Consider the following 12,310-nt stretch of genomic DNA (forward strand, 5'->3'; position numbering starts at 1 on the left):
CTCCTGGCGAAGAGGGGAGGAACAGGGTCGAAGGGTCGTGCGGGCCGGTCGGGGGCGGCCTAGCGGACGGGCAGGGTCGGCGGGTGCGGAGCGTTCTGCGCCCCGCGCTGCGGACGGCGCCCGGCGTGCGCCGGCCGCACCGGCGGGGCCGCGCCCAGGCGCTCGAAGGCGATGGCGGCGGCGCCCCGCACCCCGGCCAGGTCGCCGGCCTCTGCGGGCACGATGCGCGCGGCCCGCGCGGCCGGCCCCATCGCCAGCCGCGCCACCTTCTCGCGCACCGGCACGAGGAGCTGGTCCCCGCTGCGCACCACGCCGCCGCCGAGCACAACGACCTCCGGCTCCCACAGGTTGACGATGGAGCTCAGCCCCCCGGCGAGGGCGTCCATGGTCTCGTCCCAGATCCGCACGGCGAGCGCGTCGCCCGCCCGCGCGGCCCGCGCGACGTCGGCCGCGGTGGGCTGTGCGAGGTGTGCGAGGACGGAGGCCGCCCTCTGCTCCGGCTCCTCCCGGAGCGCCTCCAGGGCGCGTTCCGCGATGGACGTGCCGGACGCGTACGCCTCCAGGCAGCCGGTGCGGCCGCACCCGCGACAGCGCCTGCCGTCGGAGCGGACCGTGACATGGCCGGGCTCCCCGCCGTTGCCCGCGGCGCCGCGGTAGGTGCGGCCGTCGATGACAGTGCCGCCCCCGATCCCCGTCGACACGGTCAGGTAGAGGAGGTGGCGGCTGCCGCGGCCGGCGCCGAAGCGCCACTCGCCGGCCGCTCCCGCCGTTCCGTCGTTGTCGAGGACCGCGGACAGCCCGAAGGTCTCCTCGGCCAGCGCGGTGACCGGGACGTCCACCCAGCCCGGCAGGTGCGGCGGGCAGAGCAGGACGCCCGCGGCCGAGTCGAGCGGGCCGCCGCAGCCGATTCCGCAGCCGAGCAGCCGGCGGGACGCATCGGCCGCCTCGGCGCCCGCGTCGCGCAGCGCGCGGGCGCCGAGGGACCACAGCCGGCCGAGGACCGCGTCGGGGCCCTCCCGCACCCCGGTCGGGCAGGACACGAAGGACAGGGCCGTGCCGTCCTCCCGCACCACACCGGCCGCGAGCTTCGTGCCGCCGATGTCCAGTGCCAGGACGGTCCTCTCGGACGGGTCCCCGTGTTCGTACGACGTCATGTGGTGCTCAACCCTTGTTCCCTGTGGTGGCGATGCCCTCGGTGAAGTACCGCTGGCAGACGAAGAAGGCGACGATCATGGGCACCGTGACGACCACGCTCGCGGCGCAGACGATCTCCCACCGCATTTCGCCCCCGTCCCCGAACTGGTCGAGCACGGCCTTGAGTCCGCGTGGCACGGTGTAGAGCTTCGGGTCCCGCAGGTAGATCAGCGGCCGGACCAGGTCCGTCCACGAGGCCTGCACCTCGAAGATGAAGGTGACGATGAGCGCGGGACGGCACAGCGGCGCGGCGATGCGCCAGAACAGCGTCCAGTAGCTCGCCCCGTCGACCCGCGCCGCCTCGAACAGCTCCCGGGGCAGGCCGAGGAAGAACTGGCGCAGCAGGAAGATGTAGAAGGCGCTGCCGAAGAGGTTGGGTGCCCACAGGGGCACCTGCGAACTCGCCAGGTGCAGCCAGTTCCAGATGAGGTACTGCGGCACCATCGTGACGACGGACGGCAGCATCATCGTGCCGATCACCAGCGCGAACAGCACGTTGCGGCCGGGGAAGCGGAAGTACGCGAAGCCGAAGGCCACCAGGGCGCTGCTCACCGTCACCGTGACCGCGGCGGCCAGCGTCACCATGACGCTGTTGCCGATCCAGTTCAGCAGCGGGACGGCCCGCCAGATCTCGGCGTAGTTCCCGAACTGCCACACGTGCGGCACGAGGGCGTTGTCGAAGACGTCCTGGGTCGGCTTGAGGGAGGCGCTGACCAGCCAGAAGAACGGGTACAGGAAGACGACGGAGGCGAGCACCAGGCACACCAGCCGCACGGCGCGGTTCGCAGGCGTGGCAGCCCGGTGCGGGCCCGTCGGGCGGCGGTGCGGGCCATGGGCCCGCACCGGCGGCCCGGGTGGGGGAGCGTCGCGCTCCGTCCGGGCGCCGCCTGCGGGTGGTACGGAGAGCTGCGTCATCGCTGGTCTCCCTCGTAGTAGACGAACCGCTTGCTGACCTTGGCCTGGATGACGGTGATGAGCAGCACCACCAGGAAGAGCAGCCAGGCGAGAGCGGAGGCGTAGCCCATGTGCATGTACTGGAAGGCCTGCTGGAAGAGGTAGACGACGTAGAACAGGGCCGCGTCGTTGCTGTACGTCTGCGAGTTGGAGCTGCCGAAGAAGGCGGTGTACGCCTCGGTGAACGTCTGGAGCGACGCGATCGTGTTGACGATCAGTGTGAAGAACAGCGTGCCGGAGATCTGCGGGAAGGTGACGTGGCGGAAGGAGTTCCAGCGGCCGACCCCGTCGAGTTCTGCCGCCTCGTACAGGTCCTTCGGCACGTTCTTCAGCGCGGCCAGGTAGATGATGACGGTCGATCCCACGGACCACAGGCTGGTCAGGACGAGGCCAGGTTTGATCCACAGGCTGTCCGTGGTCCACGCGGGCCCCTGCACACCGAACAGCCCCAGCACGTGGTTGATCAGGCCGACGTTGCCGTTGAACAGCAGCAGGAAGAGGATGCCGACGGCCACCGACGGTGTCATCACCGGCAGGTAGAAGAGGGTGCGGAAGAAGCCCGACGCCCGGCCCACGCGCAGCAGGAGCATGGCGAGCAGCAGTGCGAGCGCCATCGACAGCGGCACCCGCATCACCGTGAACAGCAGGGTGTTCGCCAGTGACTTGGCGACGGCCGGATCCTGGAAGAGATGGCGGTAGTTGTCGAGCCCCACCGAGTGGGAGGCCCCGATCCCGTCGTAGTCGGTGAACGACAGCACGAAGCTGGCGATCATCGGGCCCGCGGTGAAGACGAGGAAACCCACGATCCACGGCGAGATGAAGCCGTAGGCGGCCCAGGTCTCGTGCCGGCGCCACCGGCCCGGCACCTTCGCGGAGCGACGGCGCGTGCTGTCGCCCAGCCGCGCGTGCTGTGTGGTGGTCATCGCGCTCATCCCCTGCCCTCGTTCGCGAGATCGAGGGCGCTCTGCGCCTCGTGCTGCGCCTGGTCGAGTGCCTGCTGCGGGGTCTGTTCACCGGACAGCACGCGGTTGATCGCGTTCTGCCAGGCGTCCTTGAACTCCGTGCCGGCCGCGTTGGAGGTGACGATGAACCCCTTGTTGGAGACGGAGTAGAGCATCCGGGTGGCCTTGTCGTAGGCGGCGTTGCCCGTCGGCTTCCACACGTCGCGCTCGATGATCCGGTCGGCCACGGCGTTGCCGGTGACGTCGCCGGTGTAGGGGCCGCCGGCCTTGCGCACCTGCGCCGCCTTGGCGCGGGCGGCGTGGACCCAGGTCTTCGTGGCGGTCATCGTCTTGATGAAGGTGCAGGCCGCTTCCGGGTGCGGGGAGCCCTTGGGGATCGCCCAGCCGTAGCCGGACGTCCAGTTCAGCGGTTTCCCGTCGCGCGCCTTGAACGTCTGCGTACCGAGGTCGAGGTGCGGGGAGAGTCCGGCGAGCGCGTTCACGTACCAGTCCTCCATGGGGTACATGCCGACCTGGTCGCGGGCGAACTGGTTCTTGGCGCCGAACGTGTCGAAGGAGTCGCGCAGGGACTTGAACTTCCCCCAGCCTCCCTGCTCGTTGACCAGGCTCACCGCGTAGGTCAGGGCCTCGACGACGCGTGGGTCGTTCAGGTGGGCCATGCGGCCGTCCGCGCTGATCAGGTCGGCCCCGTTGGCCTTGGCCCACAGCGGGAAGAACTCGGGGATCTTCGGGTCGAAGCCGATGCGGGTGAGCTTCCCGCCCTGCTGGCGCTGGAGCTTCTTCGTGAGGCTCTTGAGGCTCGTCCAGTCGGACGTGTTCACCGAGGAGGGCCGGACGCCGGCGTTCCTCAGCACGGTGTCGTCCATCAGCAGCAGCCGGCTGTCGTACGAGTCGGGCAGCGCGTAGACCGCGCCGTTCAGCGAACCCTCGTCGATGGCCGTCTTGTAGAAGTCACCCGTGTCGACGTGTGCCTGGCTCAGGCAGGAGGTGAGCGGCAGGAGGGCGCCCTGCGCGGCGTAGCCGCCGATCAGGGAGCGGTCCATGTGCACGACGTCCGGCGGGTCTCCGGCGGCTACGGCGGAAAGGAACTGCTGCTGGTCGAAGGCGCCTTCGGTGACGTTGATGTGCAGCGAGGGCAGCGCTGCCTTCGCCGTGTCGATCCGGTCGGTGGCGAGCGCGTCCCCCATGCCGTAGCCCATGGTGGTGAACGTGTCCGGGGCGCTTCCCGTCACGCTCACACCGCCGCAGCCCGTGAGCAGCAGCGGAAACAGTGCGAGGGCCGACGCGAGGGCCGTTGTGCGCCGGCGTGTTCGCCGAGGTGGTGGTGCCGCCATGGTCTCTCCTTCGAGCAGCTGGCTACGCAGGCGACCGACGCTGCTGACACATCCGGACAGGGGTGGGGGAATGTCTCGTCCCGCGTGTGGCATCGATCCCACGTGAGAACGTAACCACGTTGCGGGGACGCGTCAACGGGTTGAACGGACCGTTGTGCGAGGAGCGGCGGCACCGCGGCCTGCCCGGGGGTCGATCAGGAGAAAATTCGCAGGTGAGAGGCGTGCAGACGGAGGGCCGGCGTGCACATCGACCGGTTTCCTGGCAAGGCCACGGATCCCACCGGCCTCACGGTGGGCCGGGGTTGCGCAGCCGGACCCGCTTCCCGCGGAACATCGACGACGGGCGGACACAACGGTCCACGGGGCCTCGTACACCTGGTGGGACGGCGACAGACCGGGGGGTGGGTCCGCGAGACGCCGAACGTCCGGGCACACGGGCGCGCCACCTGTGGGCCGACGCTCCGCGCGGCGCCACGCCCCCACACCGACTCCGGCGCACGCCACGCCGGATGCCCGGCAGGCTGGTCGGTCGTGCGCGGACAGCCGGACGCCCGCAAGGCCGGAAGGAGGGAGGGCCCGGATGCCAGGAGCGAGGGCTCCGATCCCCCAATACCCGGGAAGTCCAGGCCAGGTCCGGAGCCGGGCTCCTCAGTGCCGGGGGGCCGCCGACGAGCCGCGCACCACCAGTTCTGGCTGGAGGACCTCGGTTCCCGTACGCCCGCCGCCGCGCCCCACGCGCTCCAGCAGCAACTCGGCCCCGCGGCTGCCCATCTCGAAGACGGGCTGGCGCACCGCGGTGACTCCCGGCTCGACCATCTTCATCCATCCGAGGTCGTCGAAGGAGACGACGGAGCAGTCAGCGGGCACGCGTCGGCCCCGCCGCTTGAGTTCCTGCCAGAGCAGCTGGGCGACGACGTTGTTCGCGGCGAAGACCGCCGTCACACCGGTGGCCCGGTCCAGGAAGCGGGCCAGCTCCTCCTCGGGGGCGGAGGTGCTCAGGCCCAGGTCGAGCACGTGCCGACGGATCGCGGGCAGGCCGGCCGCGCGCAGGGCGACCCGGTAGCCCTTGAGTCGCCCCCTGCCCGTCTCCCACTTGGTCTCGTCGATGACCACCGCGATCTCCCGGTGGCCCAGGGAGATCAGGTGCTCCACCGCGACCCTGGCCCCGTGCTCGCTGTCGATGGCGACGGCGTCGCAGCCGCGCACCCCCGATCTGCGGTCCACCTCCACCACCGGTGTGCCGTGTTCCACGAGGAGTTCGGTGGCCGCCCTCCCGACCGGCGCGAGCAGGACGCCGTCGGCGCGCATCGCGAGGAAGGCGCGCGCGCCGCTCTCGGCCAGGTGTTCGTCACCGTGGTCGTCGGCCAGCACCACCTGGTACCCGGCGGCGGACAGGGTGTGCTCGACCCCGGCCGCCAATTCCGCGTAGAACTGGTTGCGCAGGTCGGAGACGAGGAGCCCGACGAGTCCGCTGGAGCTGCCCTTCAGGGTGCGGGCCGACGCGTCCGGCACGTATCCGAGGCGGTCCGCCGCGGCGCGCACCCTCTCCTTGATGTGCTCGGCGACGTAGCCGTGCCCGCTGAGTGCCCGGGAGGCGGTGGAGCGGGAGGTCTGGGCCGCCTCGGCGACATCGCGCAGTGTCGCCCGGGCGCGTCTGTTCCTGGGAACGCGGACTCCGGCCTCTTCCTTGCCCATTCAGGTCTTCCCATCCCTGTCCCTGGTGCTCCCGCGCCCACGCCAGTGGGACCACAGCCGCCGTATCGAAGCGTAGTCGAACTCCTCCAGGGGTTCGCCCGTGCGGTCCAGGTGGGTCGCCAGATACAGGGCGGGGACGCCGAGTTCGTCCTTCATCGCCGTGTACGCGCGCCACTGCTCCCGGTCCGGGGCACACCAGTCGTCGGTGTCCACGGGCAGGCCCGGACAGCCGGCCGCGGCGACGGCGGCGCGCATCCGCATCTGCGGCACGACCTGCGCGTAGGGGTCGGGGTCGTCGAGCCGCAGCATGTCGTTGAGGCGGATCATGTCGGTGACGTCGGCGAACGCCGGATGCGGGGTGTGGGTCACGATGAGCGCGTCCGCCTTGGCGTCCTTGGCCGCCCGGTGGACCACCGCCAGGTACTCGTGCAGCAGGGCTATGCCCCACGCGCCGCCGTGGGATCGCAGACCCTCGCCTGTCGGTGTGTCCGCGGTGAAGTCGATCTTCAGCCCGTCGGCGTCCAGGCCGGCCGGGGAGAGCATCCGCCGGATGTTGTCGGCCAGCAGGTCACGGGCGCCCGGGTGACCGGGGTCGAGAGTGACCGGCCGTCCCGTGGCGGTGCGGACGCAGAACTCCTCCGGCACGCCGTCGGTGGCCCACGCCTTCCACCACAGCAGGACACGCTGCCCGCGCGCGTGGCGGTCCGCGATCCAGCCGCGCAGATCCGGCCACCTCTCCTCGTCCGGCTCCCAGCGACCGTACGCACGCTGCCAGTTGTCGTCCACCACCACGGTGCCCGGTACGATCCGCTGCCCGTGCAGATGCGCGAGATGGGCGTCGTACTCGGCGCGGCTTGAGAGCTGCGGCGCGGGACGCCCGGTGTCCCGCGCCCGGGCCATCTGCGCGCCCCAGCCGCAGAACATCGGTTCCGTCCACCACCGCGGGTGCGGGTCCCCGGCCGTGGCGGGCGCCCAGCCGCGCTCCTGCAGCCACTGCCGGTGGGCGCGCAGGCCGGAGTAGGGGTCCGGGTGGCCCGGCGAGACGAGGACCGAGGGCGTGCGGTAGATGCCGTCGACCCGGGTGTGGCCCTCGTGCGCGAAGAGGAGGTGGAAGCCTGAGTCCGAGGGCACGTACGCCATCTCGGTGAAGGTCAGTGCCGCGACCGGGGCGCCTGCCGACAGGGTCCACCAGCCGTGCGGCGCGGAGGCGGTGCCGGGGTCGGCGTCGTCGGGTAGCCGGTCCTCGGTGAGGGCGAGGCACAGCGGTCCGGGGGTGAAGAACCAGTGGCCGCGGCCCGGCCGCGCGTCACCGCAGGCACCGACGACGGCGCTTTCGCCGGCGCCGCGGGTGAGCCTTCGGGGCGGCCCCGGGTTGGGGGAGAACAGGGTCTGCCACGCGTGCCCGCTCGGGCGCAGCCCGCCGCCGCGGCCCCCGAGGGCCGCGCGTGCGGCCAGCGCGAGCGTCTGCCTCAGGTTGCCCTGTCCGCGCACCTCCCAGCTGATCTCGGGCCCCTGTGCCGTGCACGCGACACGGGTCAGTGCTCCGCTCCAGGCGCTGCTGCGGCGGCGCACGACGACGACGGGCCGATCGCCGGCGGTGTCGAGCTCGGGAGGATCGACGCCCAGCGTCTCGTCGGTCGTGTCGGTGCGATCCAGCGCCCCGGGAAGCTGGAGCAGGAGCGGACGGTGGCCGGCATCAGGGTGGCTCAGCAGCGCGCTCACACCGTCCGCGGCGATCGTCATCCGCCAGGTGTCCGCAGCCAACTCGACCGTGCCGTCGGGGCGCAGGGTCGCGCTCGGCCTTGTCATCGCACACTCACCAGGGCCTCCGCCTGCTGGCCGAAGGCCATGCCGCCGACCGTCGTCTCCACTGCCACGCGCTCCCTCACGACCGGTGTGGCGCCCGCCGGTATCCGCACCACGAACTCCACGTCGGCGGCCTGGCCCGCGCCGATCTCGGTCTTCACAACCGGCGGCTCGGCGCTCCAGCCCGGGGGCGCGACAAGGCTGAGCACCGCCTGTTCCGGCCGCGGGAAGGGGTTGCGCACCTCCACGCTCATCCGCACGGTGCCGCCGGGGCGGGCGGCGCTCCTGTAAGGGGTGATCCGCGCGCCGAAGCCCTCCGCGCCGAAGTCGACTCCGCGCGGCAGGACTGCGCGGTGCAGCTCGGCGAGGCGGGTTCCCTGGGCGAGGAGCATGTCCAGGTAGGCATTGGTGACGACGAGGGGCGGCCAGTGACCGCTGATCATCATCTCGGGCGCGAGGCTCCGGTAGAGCTCGGCGCTGCGGACGAAGTCGTCGATACGAAACCGGTTGCGGTACTGGTAGTTGAGCACTTCCGGCTCACCCGTCTCCGGGCTCCACTTGGTGTTCTGCTGGTCGCCCGTGGCGATGACCCGGCGGCCGTCCGCCACGAACGAGTACGCGGCGGCGTACAGCGTGTGCCCGGGCAGGTGGTGCACGCCGATCTCGTACTCGTGCCAGGTGAGCGTGGTCCGCGCCGGCAGAACCCGGTCGACCGGCACCGGGTCGTACCACAGGCACGGAAGGTCGTGGCTGGTGGGAGCGGTGAGGATGTCCGCGATGTGGTCGGGGGACCAGACCTGGGTGCCGTGCACCTCGCGGAGCAGGTTGAAGCCGGCGACGTGGTCGTCGTGGTAGTGGGTGGGCAGGGCCACTTCGACCCGGTCGACGCCGTGGTGGCGGCGCAGGGCGTCGATCGACGCGAGCAGCGGTCGACGGGAGGAGCGGTCGTGACCGCCCGGCAGGCCCGTCGTGAGGTCGTACCCGAAGTCGAACAGCAGCGCGCTGCCGCTGTCCGACAGCAGTGCGTAGGAGTTGGCCATGCTCGTGACGTTGCGCAGGAGGTGCGGGGTGACCTGCGTCCAGGGTTCCTGGAGGAGGCGGTCGGGATTCCACGGGGTGCGGCGGCGGCTGTCGAGGAGTTCCTGGAGGTGCGTGCGCAACCGTGCCACGGCGGCCGGCGGGTCGCTGACGGCCGCTCCGTGGGAGGGGTGCAGCACGTCGGGTTCCAGATCCAGCAGTTGCGCGCACGACAGGACGGTCGCCGCCACCCCCTCCATCCCGGCGTTCTCGTGGAAGCCGCTGTACGCCCACTGGGTGGCGGCGAGCGACCACACGCGGCCCTCCCCGTGGATGAGGTCGCCGGTGAACGCGAGGCGGCTGCCGTCGAGTTCGACGAGGTAGCCGACGGAACCGACAGTGTGTCCCGGCAGCGGGAGCGTGCGGACGTCGAAGGCGCCGTAGCGCGCGGTGCGGTACTCGGCGACCGTGCCGGTGACGGGGACCTGGCGCAGAAGCGAGTAGCGGTCCTGCCGCACGTCGTAGTCGTTGTCGAACGCCCGGGTGCGCCAGTGCTCGTCGACGGCGTCGATCAACTCGCGCTCGACGGGCGGCACCCAGATGCGGATGCCTGCCTCGGCGGCACGGGCGAGGCCCTGCACCTGGTCGCGGTGGTGGTGGGTGACGAGGACATCGGTGACGCGGTAGACGCCGATTTCCCCGAGATGGTCGAGGACGTCCCCCGAACCGAAGTCGATGAGGACCGCCTCGCGTCCGTGGCGCAGGACGTAGACGTGACAGGTGTCCTCGTAGCGGAAGGCGTCGGCGGCTATCGGGTGGCAGTGCACTGCCGCTCCTCGCTGAGCAGGCCGGGGCGGCGGTGTGGCATCGGTCCCATGTGGGAACGGTGCCATGCGCGGGGCGAGCACGTCAATGACCATGCACCGGGTCCTTGGGACGTCCCCGGCCCGTGGGCGCGCATGAGGGGCGCGCGGGGGCGGCCCGCCGTCGACGGCGTGGGTGCGAGGTCCGGCCGCGGGGCGGCGGACCGCCGGGGCCGTGCGCGAGCGGCCGCCGTACGGCGGCGCGTCCGGGGATCGTCCGGCGCGGAGGCCGTACGGCGGCGAACGCGGGGGCGTCCGGCAGGACGAGGAACCACCGGCGACCGCGCCGGTGTCGAGTGGGCGGGCTCGACCGAGCGGGCCGGGGCGACCGGTCGGACCCGGGGCGCGCCCGGCGTCAGGGGTGCCACGCCACCGGGGGCCGTTGCGCGTGCGCCCGCGCGAGACCTACGTGCGGGCCCCGCCGCGCTGGGCCGGCACTGCGCCGTGGTCCGTCCAGGCCGGAGCCGTCCCGGCGAGCCGGCAGACCATGAGGTAGAAGGGGATCGGTGGCGCGTACGGCGTCCGGTCGTCCGGCCAGTGGATCAGGCGCGGCCGTATCGCGTATGAGGCCCCGTCCTGGCATGCCCCAGCTCCCTCTCGCGCCCGCACTCAATGCCGTCGGGCAACCCGACCACCACGCCCTCCCAACTCAACCTCGGCTCCCATGTCCCTCGCGACCGCCAGTGGCAGGGCCCCGATTGAGGCCGGCTGGTCGACCACGACGAGCACGGCGTGCCCAGCGGATACTCGAAGAACTTCCGTCCTGGATCGCTCGTTCGACATCGAGTTCGCAGTCGAATCCAACGTGAGCGGCTCGGCTACAGGCCGGCGAAGAAAGCGGCGGTGTTCCGTGCCAGCGGAACGGGTTGCTCGGTCGCGGCGAAGTGGCCGCCGACGGGCATGGGCCACCAACACCGGACGTCGTAGGTGCGCTCCGCCCATTCGCGGGGCGGTGCGCCGTCGTCAAGGAACTGGTTGGCGAAGACGGACACCGCGGTCGGTACATCGACCCGGTCCTCAGGGCCCAGAGACTCGTGCGAGCGGTTGTCCACGTAGTCGCGCATGGACGGTGTGATGGTCTCGGTGCACCAGTAGAGCGTGACGACGGTGAGCAGGAAGTCCCGGGAGAAGCAACGTTCGATATCGCCCTCGCAGTCGGACCATGCCCGCCACTTCTCCAGCAGCCACGCGGCCAGTCCGGCCGGTGAGTCGTTCAGCGCGTAGCCGAGGGTCTGAGGCCGGGTGGACTGGATCGCACCGTAGCCACGGTCGTCCGAGCACCAACGACGATACTGGGCGAGGTAGGCGCGCTCCGCCGCGGACAGTGGGCGGGTGCCGGGACCGGTGTGGGGATGCAGGTCGAGGTTGCTCAGATGGATCCCGATCAGGCTTTCCGGGTGGTCGAGGGCCAGGTAGGTGGTGACCGCCGACCCGAAGTCGGCCCCTTGAGCGCCGTAGCGCCCGTACCCGAGGCGGCCCATGAGTTCATGCCACAGTCCGGCGACATAACGGGTGTTCACTCCCGTGCGGTCGGGGCGTTCCGAAAAGCCGTATCCGGGCAGTGAGGGAATGACGACGTCGAAGGCCGGGCCGTCGATGCCGTGCGCGGCCGGATCGGTCAGCAACGGTACCAACGGCAGATATTCGACGAACGAACTCGGCCAGCCATGAGTGAGGACCAAGGGGATGCCCTGTCCATTGACGGCCTTTTCCTGCACGTAGTGGATCTTCAGTCCATCGACCTCGGTACGGAACTGTTGGAAGCCGTTGAGCCGGCGCTCCTGTGCACGCCAGTCGAAGTCATCCGCCCAATAGGCCAGCACCTGCCGCAGGTAGTCCGCGTCCGTGCCCTGTTGCCAGGCGGGCGCCGGGGACCGCTGGGGCCACCGGGTGCGGTGAATACGGTCCCGCAGATCACCGAGAACCTCCTCAGCCACCGAGACGGTGAATGGCTCGATGGACGGCGTCGGACGCCGACCTCCTTTCGGAGTCTTCTCCTGGCACATGGCCCTCGGCCTCCTGATCTGTATGTCGCGGATTCGGCCGGCGGTGTCGCTGCCTCAGTCCGGTTCGGCCTCCCTCGGAAGCAACCTCACACCAGACAAGCACAGGCGCAAACGATTGACAACCGTTCTCTTGCTCGGGTGTGGCGAAGCTCGTCAGCCTTCTCCGGAAGTGGGGTATCCGATCATGTGACCGCGAGCAGGGGTGTTCACGGGCATCCTGGCCCAGGCGGTGTCCCTGCCGAAAGTCACAGGTGGATCGCCGCGTTCGAGGAGTTCGCCCGCCGCTGGATCGACCTGGTCAAGGGGCACGCAGGCACACGCCACGGCTCCTTCCTGCCCGGTGAGGGCGCCGGCGACAAGGCCCTCCCACTGTTCGGCTCCCCGGACGCCGCCTCCTACGAGCAGTACCGCTATCTGTTCGGCGGCGAACCGGAGTTCGTCGCCGCCGACTCCGTCCGCGACGACAGCGCATACGTCGT

8 protein-coding genes are annotated in these 12,310 nt (G+C 71.1%); all 8 read right to left on the minus strand.

Going from position 1 to position 12,310, the window contains the following annotated elements; all coding sequences use genetic code 11:
• Positions 1 to 59 precede the first annotated feature (59 nt).
• The 8 genes from OG310_RS31140 to OG310_RS31175 all read right to left on the minus strand — a co-directional run bounded on the left by OG310_RS31140 (position 60) and on the right by OG310_RS31175 (position 11,831).
• Positions 60 to 1,154, minus strand: a complete 1,095-nt coding sequence (locus OG310_RS31140; RefSeq protein ID WP_329459169.1) for an ROK family protein — start codon at positions 1,152 to 1,154, stop codon at positions 60 to 62.
• A gap of 7 nt (positions 1,155 to 1,161) precedes the next feature.
• Positions 1,162 to 2,109 carry a carbohydrate ABC transporter permease gene (locus tag OG310_RS31145; RefSeq protein WP_329459170.1) on the minus strand — a complete coding sequence of 316 codons (948 nt, stop codon included), beginning with the start codon at positions 2,107 to 2,109 and terminating at the stop codon, positions 1,162 to 1,164.
• Positions 2,106 to 3,071, minus strand: a complete 966-nt coding sequence (locus OG310_RS31150; RefSeq protein WP_329459171.1) for a carbohydrate ABC transporter permease — start codon at positions 3,069 to 3,071, stop codon at positions 2,106 to 2,108. Before OG310_RS31150 ends, OG310_RS31145 begins: the two co-directional genes overlap by 4 nt.
• A gap of 5 nt (positions 3,072 to 3,076) precedes the next feature.
• Positions 3,077 to 4,444 carry an extracellular solute-binding protein gene (locus OG310_RS31155; protein ID WP_329459172.1) on the minus strand — a complete coding sequence of 456 codons (1,368 nt, stop codon included), beginning with the start codon at positions 4,442 to 4,444 and terminating at the stop codon, positions 3,077 to 3,079.
• A gap of 648 nt (positions 4,445 to 5,092) precedes the next feature.
• Positions 5,093 to 6,139, minus strand: coding sequence for a LacI family DNA-binding transcriptional regulator (locus OG310_RS31160; RefSeq protein ID WP_329459173.1), 1,047 nt, complete (start codon positions 6,137 to 6,139; stop codon positions 5,093 to 5,095).
• Entirely contained in the window at positions 6,140 to 7,948 is a 1,809-nt protein-coding gene (locus OG310_RS31165; protein ID WP_329459174.1) for a hypothetical protein, read from the minus strand.
• A complete protein-coding gene (locus OG310_RS31170) occupies positions 7,945 to 9,789 on the minus strand; it encodes an MBL fold metallo-hydrolase (protein ID WP_329459175.1) in 1,845 nt (614 codons plus the stop codon). Before OG310_RS31170 ends, OG310_RS31165 begins: the two co-directional genes overlap by 4 nt.
• An 854-nt stretch (positions 9,790 to 10,643) precedes the next feature.
• Complete coding sequence (locus OG310_RS31175) at positions 10,644 to 11,831, minus strand: epoxide hydrolase family protein (RefSeq protein WP_329459176.1); 1,188 nt, start codon at positions 11,829 to 11,831, stop codon at positions 10,644 to 10,646.
• Positions 11,832 to 12,310: the final 479 nt, after the last annotated feature.

It is taken from the genome of Streptomyces sp. NBC_01497 (assembly GCF_036250695.1).
Taxonomy (GTDB): Bacteria; Actinomycetota; Actinomycetes; order Streptomycetales; family Streptomycetaceae; genus Streptomyces.

Excerpts from the sequence above, each read along its gene's own strand:
- OG310_RS31140 (WP_329459169.1), bottom strand. The coding sequence starts at position 1,154 with ATGACGTCGTACGAACACGGGGACCCGTCCGAGAGGACCGTCCTGGCA.
- OG310_RS31145 (WP_329459170.1), bottom strand. The coding sequence starts at position 2,109 with ATGACGCAGCTCTCCGTACCACCCGCAGGCGGCGCCCGGACGGAGCGC.
- OG310_RS31150 (WP_329459171.1), bottom strand. The coding sequence starts at position 3,071 with ATGACCACCACACAGCACGCGCGGCTGGGCGACAGCACGCGCCGTCGC.
- OG310_RS31155 (WP_329459172.1), bottom strand. The coding sequence starts at position 4,444 with ATGGCGGCACCACCACCTCGGCGAACACGCCGGCGCACAACGGCCCTC.
- OG310_RS31160 (WP_329459173.1), bottom strand. The coding sequence starts at position 6,139 with ATGGGCAAGGAAGAGGCCGGAGTCCGCGTTCCCAGGAACAGACGCGCC.
- OG310_RS31165 (WP_329459174.1), bottom strand. The coding sequence starts at position 7,948 with ATGACAAGGCCGAGCGCGACCCTGCGCCCCGACGGCACGGTCGAGTTG.
- OG310_RS31175 (WP_329459176.1), bottom strand. The coding sequence starts at position 11,831 with ATGTGCCAGGAGAAGACTCCGAAAGGAGGTCGGCGTCCGACGCCGTCC.